We start from the raw sequence: 17529 nt of genomic DNA, 5'->3' as shown, positions 1-17529 counted from the left end.
GAGTGGTCCCGGTCGTGTCGTATCCGCGCGGTGCGGCAGGAAATTCAGTGTGACACAGCCTTTTCCACACCGACACCGGTCAGCGAACGCACTTCCATCTCGGCCTGCTTGGCCGGGTTCTCCTGGCGTCGGCCGCCCACGTAGGTGCCGATGACGGCGAGGGCGAACCCGACCGGGATGGAGATGATGCCCGGGTTGGACAGCTCGAACACGTGGAAGTCGCTGTCGGGCAACATCGATGTCTTGGCCCCAGACACCGCCGGCGACAAGATGATCACGCCGATGCAGGTGGCCAGCCCGCCGTAGATGCTGAACAGCGCACCGGTGGTGTTGAACCGTTTCCAGAACAGCGAGAACAGCAACGTGGGCAGGTTGGCCGAGGCGGCGACCGCGAACGCCAGCGCCACCAGGAACGCCACGTTCTGCCCGATTGCCATGATGCCCAACACGATCGAGACCAGACCGATCACCACCACGGTGATCCGCGAGACCCGCACCTGCTGTTCTTCGGTGGCGTTGCCGCGCTTGATCACGCTGGCGTAGATGTCGTGGGCGAACGACGCCGCGGCGGTGATGGCCAGCCCGGCCACCACGGCCAGGATGGTCGCGAACGCCACCGCCGAGATGACGGCAAGGAAGATGGTGCCGCCGAGCTCAAAGGCCAGCAGCGGTGCCGCCGAGTTCTCCTTGCCGGGCGCGGCGAGGATCTTGTCCGGGCCCACCATCTTGGCCGCCCCGTAGCCCAGCACCAGAGTGAACAGGTAGAACGCGCCGATCAGGCCGATGGCCCAGGTGACCGAGCGGCGGGCCTCCTTGGCCGTGGGCACCGTGTAGAACCGCATCAACACGTGCGGCAGGCCGGCGGTGCCCAACACCAGGGCCAACCCGAGCGAGATGAAGTCGAGCCGCGACATGTCGCTGATCCCGTACTTGGCGCCCGGTGCCAACACATCACGCCCGGCGACAGCCTCGTTCGCCGAACCCGAGACCGTGGCCTGAGCGTCGGCGAGCAGCGTGGAGAAGTTGCCCTTCACCTCCAGCAGCACCAGCACGAACATGATTCCGGCGCCGGCAATCAACAGCACTGCCTTCACCATCTGCACGTAGGTGGTGCCCTTCATGCCCCCGACGAGCACGTACGCGATCATCAGGACACCCACCACGGCCACCACGACGCCCTGGCCGAACTTGCCGTCGATGTTGAGCAGCAATGCCACCAGACCGCCGGCCCCGGCCATCTGCGCCAACAGGTAGAACAGCGACACCGCCAGCGTCGACAGGGCTGCGGCCATCCGCACCGGCCGTTCCTGCAGGCGGAAGCTCAGCACATCGGCCATCGTGAATCGCCCTGTGTTGCGCAGCAATTCGGCCACCAACAACAGCGCCACCAGCCAGGCGACCAGGAAGCCGATGGAGTAGAGGAACCCGTCGTAGCCGTAAACGGCGATCGCCCCGGCGATACCCAGGAACGACGCCGCCGACAGGTAGTCACCGGCGATGGCGAACCCGTTCTGCGGTCCCGAGAACTGTCCGCCGCCGGTGTAGAAGTCCGACGCCTTCTTGGTGGTGCGGCTGGCGCGGATGACGATCGCCATGGTGATGACGACGAACGCGGCGAAGATGGCGATGTTGAGTGCGGGGCTGCCCACGTCGGTGTGGCCGCCCGCGGCGAGAATTTGCTCGTTCATGCGCTCGGTCCTTCCAGCTCGTTGCGGATGGCTTCGGCGCGGGGGTCGAGCTCACGGTTGGCGAAGCGTACGTAGATCGCGGTGATGGCGAAGGTGGTCACGAACTGTCCCAACCCGAGCAGCAGACCGACGTTGATGTTGCCGAACACCTTGGTAGCCATGAAGTCCTCGGCGTAGGTGGCCAGCAGCACGTAGGCGGCGAACCAGGCCAGAAACAGCCCGGTCACCGGGAACACGAAGGACCGCAGCCGACGGCGCAGTTCCTGGAACTCGGGGCTGGCCTGCATGGCGATGAACGCGTCGGCGTCGGGGGCGGGTTTCGCGTCCGGCGCCGAACTGAGGTCGGATGTGGTCATGGCACTCCCCTGTGCTGGTGGTGGACCTACTGGTGATGTGGCTGACCGTAATGAGGTGTGCGTCACACCCGCGCGGTGTTGTCCCGGTCACACGCCGAACTGTCGAACTGTGCGCCGAACGGTCGCCATGACACGACGAACGGCACGGTCGACGCCCTGTTTCGGCACGGTCGACGCCCTACTTCGGCACGGTCGACGCCCTATTTCGGCACGGTCGACGGGTCAGAGGGTGGTCTCGCGGTCGCGGCCCACGCCTAGACGTTCGGGTGCGTGCAGGCGGGTGAGGATGCGGCCCACATCAGCGGGCACGCGACCTGCGGTCAGCATCGACACGGCCACCATGGTGGCGAACGCCAGCGGCACGCTGATCGCGGCCGGATAGCTCAGCAGCACCTCAGGCCAGCCGTGCAGCACGTCGTCGAGCAGTCCGGACGCCGCGGTGACCACCACCGCCGAACCCGCGGTCACCGCGCCGACCACCAGACCCGCGGCAGCACCGACGGCGGTCAGTCCGCGCCACCAGATGCCCAGCACCAGCAGCGGACACAGGGTGGAGGCGGCGACGGTGAAGGCCAACCCGACGGTGCGTGAGAGGTCGATCGACGAGACCGCCACGGCCAACGCGATCGGCACCAGGCCGGTCAGCACCGAGGCGATGCGAAAGTCGCGGACCCGCCCGCGCAGCACATCGGTGCTCACCACACCGGCCACGCTGACCAACAACCCCGACGCGGTGGCCAGAAACGCCGCCACCGCACCGGCGGCCACCAACGCCGCCAACAGTTGTCCCCAGATCCCCGCCAGCACCCCGCCGGGCAACAGCAGCACCACCGCATCCGATGTCCCGGTGAGCAGCAGCTGCGGCACCCACAGCCGGGTCACCGCGCCCAGCACGGTGGGAAACAGGTAGAACACACCCAGCAGCGCCACCACCGCCATCGAGGTGGCGCGTGCCGCGCGGCCGTCGGGGTTGGTGTAGAAGCGCACCAGCACATGCGGCAGTCCCATGGTGCCCAGGAAGATCCCGATGATCAGCGAATACACCTGATACATGGGGTGCTCGCCACCGAAACCCCAACCCGGACGGGCCCATTGCGCATAGGTGGACGGGGCACCGGCCACCTGTGGAACCGTGGCACCGGCGGGCAACAGCACTCGGCTCTCGGCGTCCACCCGGTGCTCGCCCGGGGCGAGCCGGATGGGTCCGTTCACCGGTCGGCCGTCCACCCGGCCGTCGATCTGCACCGACAGCGGCGTCGAAACGCGCAGCGTCACATCGGTGTTCACCTGTAGTCGGGTGTCTGTGGCCACGGTGGCGGGGGTGTCGGTGGCCGGTGGACGGTCGCCGAGGTACAGATGCAGCCCGAGTACCACTGCGGGCACGGCGATGGCGGTGAGCTTGAGCCAGTACTGGAAGGCCTGTACGAAGGTGACCGAACGCATGCCGCCGCCCACGACGTTGGCGATCACCACCCCACCGACCACCACCGCACCCACCCACGGCGGCAGACCCAGCAGGATGTTCAACGTCAGGCCCGCGCCCTGCAGTTGCGGCACCAGGTACAGCACGCAGATGACCACCACCATCGCGGTGGCCAGGCGACGCAAACCCACTGACCCCAAACGGAACTCCGCGAAGTCGGGCACGGTGTAGGCGCCCGATCGACGCAGTGGGGCGGCCACGAACAGCAGCAGACCCACATACCCGGCGGTGAACCCGATCGGATACCACAGCGCGTCGGCACCGTACTTGGCTATCAGCCCGGCCACCCCGAGAAAGGATGCCGCCGACAGGTATTCCCCGGAGATGGCGGCCGCATTCCACTGCGGTCCCACGCTGCGGGAAGCGACCAGGAAGTCAGATGTGGTGCGGGCCAGCCGAACCCCGTAGGCGCCGATGGCCACGGCGGCCACTGCGGCCGCGATCACCGCTACGACGGTGGCCGGCGGCGCCGAGGTGGTGGTGATGTCGAGCATCAGTCGTCGATCAACTCGGCGAACTCTTGCTCGTTGCGATCGGCGAGGCGGTTGTACACCCAGCACGCGCCCAGCAGCATCGGATACACCGCCACCCCCAGGATCACCCACGGCAGCGCGATACCGGCGACGGTGATGCGGCTCAACGGGTCGATCAGCGCGAACAGCAGTGGCAGCGCACCCAACAGCAGTGCGGTGGCCCCGGCCAGTCGCAGCGCCAGCCCCAGTTGCGCACGCATCAGTCCCCGGATGAACGCCTCCCCGATCTCGGTCTGCTCCACCACCTCTACCCGGGTTCGTACCCGACGCGCGCCCCGCCGCTGCGCGAGCACCACCCGTTCCCGGGGCCGCGGCGTGGTCATCGGCGCGACCCGGGCGAGCCGCCCACCAGACGATCCTTCAGGTCGCGGGTGTGGCGTCGACTGACCGGCAACTCCACCGGCTGACCGCCCACCGCCAGGCACACCACCGTGCCCGAGCCGCGGCTGCGAATCCCGGTCACCAGTGCCATCGCCACCAGGAACGATCGGTGGATTCGGATGAATCCGGCCGGGGCCCAACGGCTTTCCAGCGTGGACAGCGGGATACGCACCAGGTGCGAGCCGGTGGCGGTGTGCAGTCGGGCGTAGTCGCCCTCGGCCTCCACCCACGCCACCGATGACCGCGGCACCAGGCTGGTCACCCCGCCCACCTCGACGGCGATGATCTCGTCGTCGGGTGTCTCGGCGGCTGCGCGGTCTCTGCGGTCGCCGGTACCTGCGCGCGCGGCGACTCGGGCCACCGCCTGAGTCACCCGTTCGGCGCGCAACGGTTTGAGCAGGTAGTCCACTGCACCGAGTTCGAAGGCGGCCACCGCTCGGTCGTCGTGGGCGGTGACGAACACGATCGCCGGTGGGTCGGCGAACGCAGCAAGCACACCGGCGAGTTCCAGTCCACTGAGACCGGGCATGTTGATGTCGAGGAACACTGCGTCGATGTCGGCGCGATCAGTGATCAAACGCAACGCGGTGGTGGCGTCAGCGGCGGTGAGGACATCGGTGATGGCGTGCTGCTCGCGTAGCGCGTAGCGCAGTTCGTCGAGTGCGGGCAGCTCGTCGTCGACGGCGAGCACCGTCAGCCCGCGATGGGCGCCGTCGGCTCTGCTGTCGGAGACTTGCGTCACGCTCGACATCGTGTCATGGCGGGCTCGGTCATGCGGTGACGCCGGGACGGAACTTGGGTATCCGCATGGTCACCTTGGTGCCCGCACCGGGGGCGGTCTCGACCACCAGCCCGTAGTCGTTGCCGAACGCCGCGCGCAGCCGATCGTCGACGTTGGCCAGACCCACGTGCGCGCTCTCGGCCCCGGCGGTGGTCGAACCGCTGCCGCTGGGCACCACTGCGTCGATGGCCCCCGAGCGCAGCAGTTCGGGGTCCATCCCTTTGCCGTCGTCCTCGACGCTGATGACGCAGTCGGTGCCGGCGTCGGCGGCCACGATGGTGATCGTCCCACCGGAGGCCGTGCCGGAGATGCCGTGTCGGACCGCGTTTTCCACCAGCGGCTGCAACGCCAGGAACGGCAGCACCACCGGTAGCACCTCGGGGGCCACCTGGAGTCGCACCTCCAGCGCGCTACCGAATCGGGCTCGTTCCAGGGTGAGGTAGCGGTCGATGTTGCGCAGTTCGTCGGACAGGACGGTGAATTCGCCTGCGGTGCGAAACGAGTATCGGGTGAAGTCGGCGAACTCGAGGATCAACTCGCGGGCCCGATCGGGATCGGTGCGGACGAACGAGGCGACCGTGGTGAGTGCGTTGTAGATGAAGTGTGGGCTGATCTGGGCACGCAGCGCACGTACCTCGGCACGATCGAGGCGAGCCCGGGATGCGTCGAGTTCGGCGAGTTCGAGTTGGTCGCTCACATACCGCGCCACCTCGGTGAGCGCGGCGAGCGTCCCCGGTCCAGGCACCGTGCGCGCGGCCACCCCCAACACCCCCAGCGCACCGGTGTCGTCGAGCAGCGGCTGCACCACCAGCGAGCGCAGCCCCGGATCCAAACGGGCGGTGTCGGTGATCAGGATGCGGCGACCCTGATCGGCCGCACGCGCGGCCTCGGCGGCAAAGGTCTGGGCGACAATCGATTCCGCGCCGGCACCGGGACCGCCGTGCCACCCGAGGGTGACCCCGTCGGCGTCGGCGAGCCCCACCGCGTCGGACTCGGTGAGCGTGCGCAGATGTGGCGCGGCCAGCGCCGCGGATTGGGCGTCGAGACCGCCGCGCAACGGTCGAGCCGCCAACGAGGCTGTGGTGAGTGCACTGCGCGCTCGTGAGCGAAAAAGGCCCGCCCGCGGTACAAAATCACTCACGGGTGCGCAGCACACATCATGCGCGGGCCAGCCACAGACGCTTGCGGCACACCGCCTTCATCTGTTCGACCACCCGACGCGGGACCTCGTCGGTGTCGATGCCATCGAGCCGGTGGCGCAGCTGGGTGAAGTACTCGCGTTCGCTGAGCCCGAACCGCTCGCGAATGGCCTCTGCCGGCCCGCCCCCGCGCTGAAACCAGCCGAGCCCGAAGTCGATCAACTCGTCGTGCGTGGCACGCGAGCCGGTCTCGGTGGTCGAGTGACGTGCCAGGTCGATGTTCACAGTCATGCGCCGTCTTTTGTCGAAGTGATGGTGTTCAGCACGCGCCCCCCGGGCGTGCAGGCCACCATTGTGCACATCGATCCACACCTGTGCCACTGCTTTCGGTCATGTCGGACGCAATAGGTCGGCTTACCCACCCGAGTCTGGAAATCGACCCATTCCCAGCACTTTTCGGCGGTGACGTATCACCGCCCGTTGATGAATCCGAACGCATCCAGACGTGACAGAAGGGGAGCGACCCGATGTGGGCCGCTCCCCCTCTGCGAGAGCACTACTGCGCGTTAGGCGCAGGGTGCGTTCCGCCGATCAGCCACCGAGGGTGAACGGCTTACCGAACAGGGTGACGTAGCCGTCAACCGCATCCGTGGAAACCGAGACCTCGATCTTGGCCTTGGCCGACGCGTAACCGGCACAACCATCAATGCCAAACTGGACTTCGCTGTAGGCAACGCCGCCACGATTTCCATCGAAGCCTGTCGAGTTGACGGTGGAGTCGATGCCGTAGTCGTTGGTCTCGGTGTAGTCGATCATCGGGACCGTGCGGGCTTGGCCGGGCCCCAGGGTGAAGCTTCCGCCCGCGTTGTTGCCACCCTCATTGTCGGGGGTAATGACGGTACCGCCTTGTGGATCGGGCGCGCCGTTGCCCTGAACCCCCGCCGTGACACCAGCGTCGAAGGTGACCTGGCAACCCACGACGTAGGAGGGCGTGATCGAAACCGAGGGCTTTGAGCCAGTCGCTGTGACCAGAACCTTGCCAGACAGCCACACGTTACGCGTCGTGGGCGAGGCCACCACCTTACGGGCATAACGGACTGACTCGTCCTTCAGCGACACGGTGATTTTCGTCCCGTCGACCAGAGTCTGAGTGATGAAGCCACCCGGCAGACGCTGGGCCGAGGCAGCGCCCGTTCCCATGCTGGCCATGGCAACCGCTGAAACGCTGGCGATAGCAACCGCGCCAGCCGTGCGGCGCACGATCTTGTTGTTCATTATTCCCCTTCAGAGGTTCGTCCGCGGGCCTGCGGATCAAGAATGGTGTATGTGTCCAGCGTTCGGAGATCAGAAGTTGACGGGAGTCCCATACAGGGTGGACTGCACGTAGTAGTCACCACGGAGCTCGACAGTCGCAAACGAGCGGGCAATCGCGGCGCCTCCGCAACCTTGGATCTGGATGTCCTGACGCTTGAACTGCACCGCGGACACGCCCTTTTTGATGGACTTCTCGGCCAAGACCACCTTCGTAGTGGTACCAGGCGTGAGGGGAATCGAGACGTTGCCGTTCAGGGTGAAGGTGCCGGCGGTGAGGTTGAGAGCGGTGCTGCCGCCCAAGGAGAGGCTGGAAATGTTGACCTGACACCCGATCAGGTAACCCACGTCGAACACGCCTTCGGCGTCACCCTTGACGTTCGCGAAGTAGTTGCCGCTGATCTCAGCGGCACGACCGACACCGTTGTTGGCAACGGAGGGAACCGGGTAGATGCCTTCGCCTGAGCGGGTGATCTTCACGGCGGTGCCGTCCAGGCCGATGGTGGTCTTCGATCCACCGGGCAGCGGTCCTGCGGCGGCGTTGCCGGCGCCCATGCTGGCGAGTCCGACGGCGGCAACCGCGGCGACGGCAGCCGCGCCGACAACGCGGCGCAGACCAGAGTTGCTCATCTTGCTCATTCGTTCCCTCTCGAGGAAGTGCGTGTTTATCCAGGCGCAGCCGAAGCGTGAGCCCGGAGAGACCTGACGGTTCTGCGAAATAGTGTCGCGAGACCTTGACGATCACATTGCACGGTGTTTCGGGTGCGTTAACTTCGCCCCGCGAAATCCCCCACGTGATCTCAACGACACTGTGTCGGCTGTTCGGGACCCATCAAACTGTGAGACCCCGCTCATCCAGGGAGGAGGTTAGCTTGGGCAACGCCTACGAACAACACTTCCTACCGGGCGCGTCGCGAAGTGCCTGCACAACCGGTGAAAAATCGTTAACACCGCAACGGTCGAAACCAGTCCACCGCGAGAAGTCGTTGGGAACCGTGGTGCTGGTGTGACAAACGTTCAGCCGTGATGTGGCGGCCGGTTCTCCTGCAACCACTGGTCAGAGGCATTGTCAGCGGCATCGCCAGGGCCGCCACCGCTTGCCAGGCCCACCTCATCACGCGTCACCGCCACAAGATCGTCACCGAAGATCTCGGCGATCCGGCGGCGCTGCGCATTGTGATCCACCTCATCCATGGGGCGAAGTTTCCCCATGTATCAATGCCGTGTTCACCGTGCGTTCATCTGATCTGACGATCCGAGAGGATCAGAAGGTGCTGATGGATTCGATGATGTGCTGGGCCAACGGCGTCACCGTCGCCATGCCGTCACGCACCGCCGCCCGGGAGCTGGCCAGGTTCACCACCAGGGTCTGACCCGACATGCCGGCCACCCCGCGCGAGAGCCCCGCATCGGTGGCCCCGGCGGCCAGGCCAGAACTACGGACCGACTCCGCGATGCCCGGCAACGAGCGATCCAGCAAGCTGGTGGTGGCCTCCGGAGTCACGTCGCGCGGACCCACGCCCACGCCACCAACCGAGATGACCAGATCGACGCCACCGATGACAGCGGTGTTGAGCGCATTGCGGATGTCCACCTCGTCGGCCGCCACCGCGACGGTGGCGTCCACATGGAACCCCGCCTCCTCCAACAGCTCACACACCAGCGGCCCGATCAGGGTCTGATCCTCACCGTGGGCGGCCCGGTCGTCGACCACCACCACCAGGGCGCGCCCGAGCTGCTGGGTGCCCAGCCCCGCCGCGCGGTCAGCTGACGCCGCGTTGGCGGCGGCGCGCTCAGCGGCCACCACATCCTCGGGGCTCACCTGCAGGGCGGCGTTCACTGCATCACTGCCGGCGTCGGAATCCAAGGAAGGCAGGATCCGCAGAACCGCCGAGCTCTCGTCTGTCGTATACATTCAGCGTCCTCCGGTGTTCAAGGTGTCCAGGGTGACCTGGACCGTACGGCTGGTTCCGTTGCTGCTGTAGGTGATCTTCACGGTGTCACCCGGCGCGAACGACCTGATGGCCGCCACCAACGCATCACCGGAACCGATCACCCGGTCGTTGACCTTGGTGACCACCGCCCCGGCGGGGATCCCCGCCTTGGATGCGGCGCCGTTGGGCGTCACCTCCGAGATCTGTGCACCCGGGTTGCCGGCGTCGGCCGTCGCCGAGCGAACTGACACGCCCAGGCCGGCCTGGGTGGCCTTGCCGGTGGACTGCAACTCCTTGGCGATGCGCATGGCGTGGTCGATCGGGATGGCAAAGCCCAACCCGATGCTGCCGCCCTGCTGCTCCGAACTCGACGACAGGCTGGCGATGGCGCTGTTGACACCGATCAGCGCACCGTTGGCGTTGACCAGCGCGCCACCGGAGTTGCCCGGGTTGATCGCGGCGTCGGTCTGGATGGCGTCGATCACCGACGCGGTGCTGTTGGGGTCCTCGCCGCGGGTCGACACCGGCCGGTTCAGCGAGGAGATGATGCCGGTGGTCACCGTGCCCGCCAGCCCCAGCGGCGAACCGATCGCGATCACGTCCTGGCCTACCGCGAGGTTCTTCGACGTGCCCACCGCGATGGGCTTCAACCCGGTCTTGTCGGCTTTGATGACGGCGATGTCAGAAATGGGGTCGGCGCCGACCACCCGGGCGCCGGAGGTGGATCCGTCGGAGTAGCTGACCACCAGAGTCGGTGTGCCACTTGATGTCTCCGCAGTGACCACGTGGTTGTTGGTGAGGATCACCCCGTCGGAGGTGAGCACCACACCTGAGCCCTCGCCCTCACGGTCGCCCACCTTGACATCGATGGACACCACCGAGGGCAGCACCCGCGCCGCCACATCCTGCACCGACCCGGGTGGGGCGGCGACCGGTTGAGTGTTCTGCTGGTCGCCCCCGATCGGGGTGCCCACGCTGGAGGCCGAACGGTTGCCCGAGTTGTCGTCGAGGCTGGCCCCGATGACACCACCCACGCCACCGGCCAGCAGCGTCAGCGTCACCGCGCCCAACGCGATGAGCCCCTTGGAATTGCTGCTGCGCGCGGGGCGCTCGGGCGCGGTGTACGCCGGAAATGTCCCGGTGTAGCCCTGGCTGTACTGAGGCGTCGGATAGCTGCTGGTCTGGCCGTAACCGCCCTGGCTGTAGCCGCCCTGACCGTAGGTGCCCTGACCGAGGTCCGACGGGGCATCGTCCGACGGCCGCGACCACGACCCCTGCGCGCCACTGCCCTCAGGGCGCGAGTCGGCGGGATCGTTCGGGGAATCCGACCCGTTCGGGGTGTCGGTCATGCCTGGGTGCCTCCGTCATCGCTGGGGGTCGCGGTGGGCGGCGACCGGCGCAGCCCACAGGTCTGGATCGACCCGACCGTATGACATTAACCGTGCTGCATGGGCCTGAGAGCGGACTGAGACCCACCCCAGGGTTTCCTTATGAGGTCGTGACAATCTGTGCACAACCGCCGCCCAGGCGTAACGGAATCGACTCGAACTGCGGTTGTCGCCGGCCGGTCGCGGGCGGTTCTCAGCTCGGTGCCGGACGACCGGGCAACTCGATGGTGATCAGTGCGCCGCCGAGATCGGAATCGCCCACCGACACCTGGCCACCGTGTTTGGCCACCACCTGCCGAACGATGGCCAACCCCAGGCCCGAACCGGGCATCGACCGGGCCGCATCGGATCGATAGAAGCGCTCGAAGATCAGGGCGCGGTCCTGCGGCCGGATGCCCGGGCCACCGTCGGCCACCGCCAGCTGGGCGCGTTGTGGTCCGATCTGGCGCAGGGTCACCCGCACCGGACGACCCGGCGGCGACCACTTGGCCGCGTTGTCGAGCACGTTGAGCACTGCGCGCGAGAGCCCCGACGGTTCGCCGAAGACGAACCACGGCGCCGCGTGCACCTCGAAGTCGATGTCGCTGCGCCGACGGCGGACCCGCTCCAGCGACCGGTCGAGCACCTCCACCAGGTCGATCTCCTCGAGCACCACCTGCGGAACGTCGTCGCGCGCGAGGTCTACCAAGTCGCCGACGAGGTTGGACAACTCCTCGATCTGGGCCATCACGTCGCTGCGCAACTCGGCCATGTCCGAGGCAGGAACCGCCGGTGCGCCTGGCGCCGAGGACGCGATGAGGAACTCCAGGTTGGTCCGCAGCGAGGTGAGCGGGGTGCGCAGCTCGTGACCGGCGTCGGCCACGAGCCGTGATTGTCGCTCCCGCGATTCCGCCAACGCACGCAGCATCTGGTTGAAACTCGCTGTCAGCCTGGCCAACTCGTCGCTACCGGTGACCGGGATGGGGTTGAGATCGTCGGTACGCGCCACCCGCTCGGCGGCCTGGGTGAGCCGGGCCACCGGGCGCAGACCGGCGCGGGCCACCGTGGTGCCGGCCACCGCAGCCAGGATCACCCCGCAGCCGCCGACGATGGCCAGCACCCACGCCAACCGGCCGAGCACCTTGTCGGTGGGACCCAGGCTCTGCGCCATCACCAACGTGTTGCCATCACCGAGCTTGCGGGCCAGCACCCGTCGGTTGTCGACCGTCCGCAGGCTGTTCACTTGCTCGGATCGTGTTGTCGGAGCGTCGATCACAGCACGCTCGGCGGCACCTATCGGTACGTACCCGATCTGGAAACCCTGCCCACTGGGCAGCACCAGGGCCACCGAGATGTCGGTGGAGAACACCGACGTGGCCACCAGACTTTCTGGCGAGTCGCCCAGCACCCCGTAGTTTGACAGTTGCGTGAGACCTTCTGCGCGATTACGCAATTGGGCGTCGACGTCGGCGTACATCGCGCGATAGACCACCGCGTAGGCCGACACCGCCATCACCGCCACCGCGATGCCCACCACCGTCGCCGCCAGCAGCGTGACCCGCAGTCGCAACGAGATGGACCGCGACAACACCGACCCTTCGGCAAGCCGGTCGGCGTCACGCTCGCGCAGCGCCGCCGCCGCGTGACCGGGGTCGACCACCGGGATGGGTTGCGCCCACGGCTGCCCCGACGCGCCATCGCCGGCGGGTTGACTCACGGTGGCGTCTCGCGCAACACGTAACCGATGCCGCGCACGGTGTGGATCAGACGCGGCTCGTCGTCGGCTTCGGTCTTGCGGCGCAGATAGCCGATGTAGACCTCCAGCGCGTTACCCGAGGTGGGGAAGTCGTAGCCCCACACCTCCTCGAGGATGCGACTACGGGTGAGCACCCGGCGCGGATTGGCCATCAGCATCTCCAGCAGCGCGAACTCGGTGCGCGTGAGGCTGATGGGACGGTCGCCGCGGGAGACGTCGCGGGTCACCGGATCCATGGTCAGGTCGGCGAAGGTCATCACCTCGGAATCGGGATCGGCCTCGGCACCCGCCCGACGCAGCAGTGCGCGCAACCGGGCCAACAGCTCTTCCAACGCGAACGGCTTGGGCAGGTAGTCGTCGGCGCCGGCGTCGAGCCCAGACACACGCTCGGACACGCTGTCACGGGCGGTGAGCACGAGAATCGGCAGGTCGTCGCCGGTGCTGCGCAGCCGACGACACACCTCGAGACCATCCAGACGCGGCATCATCACGTCCAACACCATCGCGTCGGGCCGAGACCCGGAAATGTGATCGAGAGCCTCTACCCCGTCGGTCGCGGTCTCCACGGTGTAGCCGTTGAACGACAGCGACCGACGCAGCGAATCCCGCACCGCGCGGTCGTCATCCACCACCAGAATGCGCATGTAGACCAGTGTGACGCGCAGTTCTGAGAACGCGCTAAGACACCCCACACACACGTTCGCGCTCCACCTTTTGGCCCGCCCTCCGGTTGTACCCGGAGCGAACAGCCAAAACGTGGAGCGCGAACGGCTCAGCGTGGAGAGACTAGCGGCGGTCCAGGTCGATGATCCCGAGCTGGACGGCCTTGACCAGGCGACGCGGCACGCGCTGGCTCACGCCGCCGGCCTTCACCTCTTGCAGGGCGGGGTTGTCCGCCTTCCACTGCGAACGACGACTGCGGGTGTTGGACCGCGACATCCGGCGCTTCGGTACAGCCATGATCTAGCCCTTCCATAGGTGCGCTTCGAGTGCGCGGTACACATGTCTTTTGTCGATGCGGAACCCTATGACGTGGGGCGAGTTCGGCGGCCGTAGCGGCGTTCGAACTTCTGCACTCGTCCTGCGGTGTCCATCACGCGGTGTGCGCCCGTCCAGAACGGATGCGAATCAGACGTGACATCGACAACCACCAGAGGATACCGGTTACCGTCCTCCCAATCCAAAGTGACGTCTGAGGTCAGCGTCGAGCGGGTGAGGAACGTCTTCCCGGTCGAGGAGTCCTGGAACAGAACGGGGTGGTAGTCGGGGTGGATTCCTGGCTTCATCAAAGCTCCTGTCCGGGTCGGTGCTCGCCCGCGTCGGTCGACACGGTCGCAGTGGGGTCGGCTCCCTCGTCGGCTCCGTCATCACACGGGTCGGAGTGGAAGGCGCCGAAGGGGTCGTCGTAGGTGAGCCAGACGTCGAGGCCGTCGGCGAGTTCGGCGTCGGTGACGCACGCCGAGCGCAGCGTCTCCTGCACGGTCACCGGATCGGCGCGGTGAACCAGCACCACGATGCTGGTCTCGCGGTCGCCGAACTCCGGATGCCAGCGCGCGGCGGCCATCGACACCCGTTCGGGATCGCATTCGTCGATCTGGGCCGGCGTCATGGCGGCCAGCCAGGCGCCGCCGGTGGCCACCCGCAACCCGCCGCCCGCGCTCTCCAGCCACAGCGCCTCCTCAGGCTGGGTGGCCAGCCACAACCGACCGCGAGCGCACACCACCCCATCGAGCAGACAGTCGATGGCATCGTGCAGCCGACCCGGATGCAGCGGCCGGTCGGCGTGGAACTCCACGATCTGCACTCCGCAGTCGGGCTCCAGTGGGGGCTGACCGGGCAACAGCGGATCGTGCGCGCCGTAGACCCGACCGCGCCGCGCGTGGGTCGGGATCTGGCTCAGAGCAGCGTCGAGCCGCGACGACGAGACCGGGTGGGCGGTGTCGACGTCGAGCACCGGAACCCCGGGGGCGAGCCGGGCGATCACCGCGCCGAACACCGCGGCGTCCCAGTTCTCCCGACCCCCACCACCGTGCACCACCAGCACATCGGAAAAGTCGACGTGCCCGACCACCACCTGCGACAGGGTGCGCTCGTCGGCGAAGTCGGCACCACTGGCACCGGCCAGACCGGCCTCGGCCAACGTCTCGTCACCGGTGGCCTGCTCCACCCAGGTGCCCGCGTCCACGCAGCCGATCACCGCTTCGATCTCCACATCCAGCGAGGCCGGACCGTCGATCTGGCCGGGCACATCGGTCACCATCACCGAGTCGATGGCCCAGCACAGCGGCTCGGGTTCGATCAGCCCGTCCAGCGCGATCACGATGCGTCGTACCGACGAACGCCGGTGCAGCGCGCGCAGCAGCGGCAGCAGATCCTCGCGCAGCGTGCACGACACACATGCGTGGTCGAGTTCCATCCGTTCCACGCGGGTGACGACCTGCCCGTCGGCGTCGACCATCCGCAGCGTGCGGGTGATCGCGCCCAGGGACAGCTCCACCAGGTCGTGGTGAACGACCACGGTGCCCGGGGTGCAGTGCGCGGCAGCCACCGAGTCGACCACCACCGGGTCCAGACCCGCGATCACCACGAGCGGGGTTCTAGTGCGGGACACGTCCATCCTCCCGGCCACCCAGCAGGTGGCCACTGTTGATAACGGTTGTCGTTTCCGTGTTAGCGTAGCGCAATCGAGAATCATTCCCATTTACGACGAGGAGGCCCCGTGTCAGCGCACTGTCAGGTGACCGGACGCGCACCCGGGTTCGGCAAGCAGGTGTCGCACTCGCATGTGCGCACCAACCGCCGCTGGAACCCCAACATTCAGCGCAAGCGCTACTTCCTGCCCAGCGAGGGCCGCACCGTGACGCTGCGGGTGTCGGCCAAGGGCATCAAGACCATCGACCGCGACGGCATCGAGGCCGTGGTGGCCCGCATCCGCGCCCGAGGGGAGAAGATCTGATGGCCTCCAAGAGCACCGACATCCGCCCGATCATCAAGCTCAAGTCGACTGCGGGGACGGGCTACACCTACGTCACCCGCAAGAACCGTCGCAACGACCCCGACCGCATGGTGATCAAGAAATACGACCCGGTGGTGCGCAGACACGTCGACTTCAAAGAGGAGCGCTGACCGAAAGTGGCCAAGAAGTCCAAGATCAACCGCAACGAGCACCGACGCGAGGTGGTGGCCCGCTACGCCGAGCGCCGCGCGGCGCTGAAGGAGACCGTGCGCAGCCCGGCATCGACCGACGAGCAGCGCGCGGCGGCGCAGCTGGCCCTGCAGCGCCTACCCCGCGACGCCAGCCCCACCCGCCTGCGCAATCGGGACGCCGTCGACGGCCGCCCGCGGGGCTATTTAGGTAAGGCAGGGGTGTCGCGGATACGCTTTCGGCAGATGGCTCACAACGGTGAGCTGCCCGGCATCACCAAGTCGAGCTGGTGACAGGAGAGAACTGATGGCGAACAACTCAGGTGGACCGAAGAAGGGCGGACGGCGGCGCGCCGAGGCGTCCAAGCCGGTCGCCAAACGGAACATCCTGCGCGAGCGCAAGATCGACCACATCGACTACAAGGACGTGGCCCTACTGCGTACCTTCCTGTCTGACCGCGGCAAGATCCGCAGCCGCCGCGTCACGGGTCTGAACCCGCAGCAGCAGCGGCAGGTGGCCACCGCCATCCGCAACGCCCGCGAGATGGCGTTGCTGCCGTTCGTCTCCACCGGTCGCTGACCCAGCGCCGACCAGTTCCGCCGTAAGGCCCGTGTGCGATTGCACACGGGCCTTCTGGCGTATAGCTGCGGTGCTGAGCCACAGCTCCACAGCCCGCACGTAGGCTCCAGCGGTGTCCGGAGTCGCCCAGGGGTTCACCGTCATCTTCATCCTCATCGCGGTGGGCTACGTGCTGGGCCGCACCGGGGTGTTGGGCCCCGACGCCCAGCAGGTGATCAGTCGGCTGGTGTTCTTCGTGTTCACCCCGGCCCTGCTGTTCCACTCGCTCTCGACCACCGACCTCGGCGCCATCTTCTCCCCCACGCTGGTGATCGCCGGCGGCAGCGCGTTCATCATCGGTGCGGTCTACTTCGTCATCGCCCGCGTCGTGCTGGCTCGTGAGATCCCCGAGGCCACCATCGGCGCGCTGGCCTCGAGCTACGTCAACAGCGCCAACCTGGGGATCCCCATCGCCATCTTCGTGTTGGACGACGCGACCTTCGTCGCCCCGCTGCTGCTGTTCCAGATCATGGTCTACTCCCCCATCGCCCTGACCGTGCTCGATCTGACCGTGCTGCGCGACGCCGCACGTGGACGGATAACTTTGCGCGACAGCGTGATCGCGCCGCTGACCAACCCCATCGTGCTCGGCGGGGTCGCCGGACTGGCGCTCTCGGTCGCCGACGTGCGCCTGCCCACGGCGGTGTCCGAGCCGATCACCATGCTGGGCAACGCTTCGGTGCCCGGCGCGCTGTTGGCGTTCGGGCTGTCGCTGACGGGGGTGTCGGTGCTGCGTAAGGGCGACAGTCCGCGCCGGGACGTGGCGCTGGCGTCGGTGCTGAAGATGGTGGCCCAGCCGCTGCTGGTGTTCACCCTGGCCTACCTGGTATTCGGGGAGCGTGGCCACGACCTGTTCGCCCAGGTCGTGATCGCAGCGCTGCCCACCGCACAAAACGTCCTCGTCTACGCCACCCGATACCAGCGCGGCGAGATCCTCGCCCGCGATACCGCCCTGGTCACCACGCTCGCCTCCATCCCCGCCATCGTGGTGATCACCGCGCTGCTGGCCTGAGCACCGCGCACACCGGTAGGCGGTG

General features: G+C 67.3%; 21 protein-coding genes and 1 pseudogene. 5 read left to right on the top strand and 17 right to left on the bottom strand.

Annotated features, from left to right (window positions below):
* Nucleotides 1–44: 44 nt before the first annotated feature.
* The 17 genes and pseudogenes from KIK15_RS07450 to mrf form a co-directional block, all read right to left on the bottom strand.
* Nucleotides 45–1688, bottom strand: coding sequence for a cation acetate symporter (locus KIK15_RS07450; RefSeq protein WP_214243557.1), 1644 nt, complete (start codon nt 1686–1688; stop codon nt 45–47).
* The gene (locus KIK15_RS07445; RefSeq protein WP_214243556.1) at nt 1685–2044 is read right to left on the bottom strand and encodes a DUF485 domain-containing protein; all 360 of its coding nucleotides are present in this window, start codon (nt 2042–2044) and stop codon (nt 1685–1687) included. Before KIK15_RS07445 ends, KIK15_RS07450 begins: the two co-directional genes overlap by 4 nt.
* Nucleotides 2045–2266: 222 nt before the next feature.
* Nucleotides 2267–4021, bottom strand: coding sequence for a cation acetate symporter (locus KIK15_RS07440; protein WP_214243555.1), 1755 nt, complete (start codon nt 4019–4021; stop codon nt 2267–2269).
* The gene (locus KIK15_RS07435; RefSeq protein WP_214243554.1) at nt 4021–4383 is read right to left on the bottom strand and encodes a hypothetical protein; all 363 of its coding nucleotides are present in this window, start codon (nt 4381–4383) and stop codon (nt 4021–4023) included. Before KIK15_RS07435 ends, KIK15_RS07440 begins: the two co-directional genes overlap by 1 nt.
* Nucleotides 4380–5192, bottom strand: coding sequence for a LytTR family DNA-binding domain-containing protein (locus KIK15_RS07430; RefSeq protein WP_214243553.1), 813 nt, complete (start codon nt 5190–5192; stop codon nt 4380–4382). The genes KIK15_RS07435 and KIK15_RS07430 overlap by 4 nt, the downstream gene beginning before the upstream one ends.
* A gap of 19 nt (nt 5193–5211) precedes the next feature.
* Nucleotides 5212–6315: pseudogene (locus tag KIK15_RS07425) on the bottom strand (sensor histidine kinase); the annotation flags it as partial.
* 64 nt (nt 6316–6379) lie between these two features.
* On the bottom strand, nt 6380–6652 hold the full coding sequence (locus tag KIK15_RS07420) for a hypothetical protein (protein WP_214243551.1): 273 nt from the start codon (nt 6650–6652) through the stop codon (nt 6380–6382).
* 300 nt (nt 6653–6952) lie between these two features.
* Nucleotides 6953–7636 (bottom strand): MspA family porin, encoded by a 684-nt coding sequence (locus tag KIK15_RS07415; protein ID WP_214243550.1) that lies wholly within the window; start codon nt 7634–7636, stop codon nt 6953–6955.
* Between the two features lie 69 nt (nt 7637–7705).
* Nucleotides 7706–8302, bottom strand: coding sequence for an MspA family porin (locus tag KIK15_RS07410; protein ID WP_214243549.1), 597 nt, complete (start codon nt 8300–8302; stop codon nt 7706–7708).
* A gap of 387 nt (nt 8303–8689) precedes the next feature.
* The gene (locus KIK15_RS07405) at nt 8690–8866 is read right to left on the bottom strand and encodes a hypothetical protein (protein ID WP_250324289.1); all 177 of its coding nucleotides are present in this window, start codon (nt 8864–8866) and stop codon (nt 8690–8692) included.
* Between the two features lie 70 nt (nt 8867–8936).
* Nucleotides 8937–9587 carry a molybdenum cofactor biosynthesis protein B gene (locus KIK15_RS07400; RefSeq protein WP_214243547.1) on the bottom strand — a complete coding sequence of 217 codons (651 nt, stop codon included), beginning with the start codon at nt 9585–9587 and terminating at the stop codon, nt 8937–8939.
* A complete protein-coding gene (locus KIK15_RS07395) occupies nt 9588–10955 on the bottom strand; it encodes a S1C family serine protease (protein WP_214243546.1) in 1368 nt (455 codons plus the stop codon). It lies immediately after the preceding gene.
* A 232-nt stretch (nt 10956–11187) separates the two neighbouring features.
* Nucleotides 11188–12603 carry a HAMP domain-containing sensor histidine kinase gene (locus KIK15_RS07390; RefSeq protein WP_250324359.1) on the bottom strand — a complete coding sequence of 472 codons (1416 nt, stop codon included), beginning with the start codon at nt 12601–12603 and terminating at the stop codon, nt 11188–11190.
* A gap of 83 nt (nt 12604–12686) precedes the next feature.
* Nucleotides 12687–13373: a response regulator transcription factor gene (locus KIK15_RS07385; protein WP_214243545.1), complete on the bottom strand. Its 687-nt coding sequence runs from the start codon at nt 13371–13373 to the stop codon at nt 12687–12689.
* Between the two features lie 142 nt (nt 13374–13515).
* A complete protein-coding gene (gene rpmF / locus KIK15_RS07380; RefSeq protein WP_214243544.1) occupies nt 13516–13689 on the bottom strand; it encodes a 50S ribosomal protein L32 in 174 nt (57 codons plus the stop codon).
* Between the two features lie 65 nt (nt 13690–13754).
* On the bottom strand, nt 13755–14015 hold the full coding sequence (locus KIK15_RS07375; RefSeq protein ID WP_214243543.1) for a type B 50S ribosomal protein L31: 261 nt from the start codon (nt 14013–14015) through the stop codon (nt 13755–13757).
* Nucleotides 14015–15340, bottom strand: a complete 1326-nt coding sequence (mrf, locus tag KIK15_RS07370; protein WP_374222829.1) for a ribosome hibernation factor-recruiting GTPase MRF — start codon at nt 15338–15340, stop codon at nt 14015–14017. Before mrf ends, KIK15_RS07375 begins: the two co-directional genes overlap by 1 nt.
* 108 nt (nt 15341–15448) lie before the next feature.
* Between mrf and rpmB the strand changes: the two genes are divergently transcribed.
* The 5 genes from rpmB (at nt 15449) to KIK15_RS07345 (ending at nt 17504) form a co-directional block, all read left to right on the top strand.
* Nucleotides 15449–15685: a 50S ribosomal protein L28 gene (gene rpmB / locus KIK15_RS07365; RefSeq protein WP_214243541.1), complete on the top strand. Its 237-nt coding sequence runs from the start codon at nt 15449–15451 to the stop codon at nt 15683–15685.
* Nucleotides 15685–15855, top strand: coding sequence for a 50S ribosomal protein L33 (gene rpmG, locus KIK15_RS07360; protein ID WP_214243540.1), 171 nt, complete (start codon nt 15685–15687; stop codon nt 15853–15855). The genes rpmB and rpmG overlap by 1 nt, the downstream gene beginning before the upstream one ends.
* 6 nt (nt 15856–15861) lie before the next feature.
* Nucleotides 15862–16167: a 30S ribosomal protein S14 gene (rpsN, locus tag KIK15_RS07355; protein WP_214243539.1), complete on the top strand. Its 306-nt coding sequence runs from the start codon at nt 15862–15864 to the stop codon at nt 16165–16167.
* Nucleotides 16168–16180: 13 nt separating this feature from the next.
* Nucleotides 16181–16453 carry a 30S ribosomal protein S18 gene (gene rpsR, locus KIK15_RS07350; protein WP_214243538.1) on the top strand — a complete coding sequence of 91 codons (273 nt, stop codon included), beginning with the start codon at nt 16181–16183 and terminating at the stop codon, nt 16451–16453.
* A gap of 112 nt (nt 16454–16565) precedes the next feature.
* Complete coding sequence (locus KIK15_RS07345) at nt 16566–17504, top strand: AEC family transporter (protein WP_214243537.1); 939 nt, start codon at nt 16566–16568, stop codon at nt 17502–17504.
* Nucleotides 17505–17529 lie beyond the last annotated feature (25 nt).

The sequence above is a fragment of the Williamsia sp. CHRR-6 genome (genome assembly GCF_018474015.1).
Lineage (GTDB): Bacteria > Actinomycetota > Actinomycetes > Mycobacteriales > Mycobacteriaceae > Williamsia_A.
This window is presented reverse-complemented; position numbering and strand designations above follow the sequence as displayed.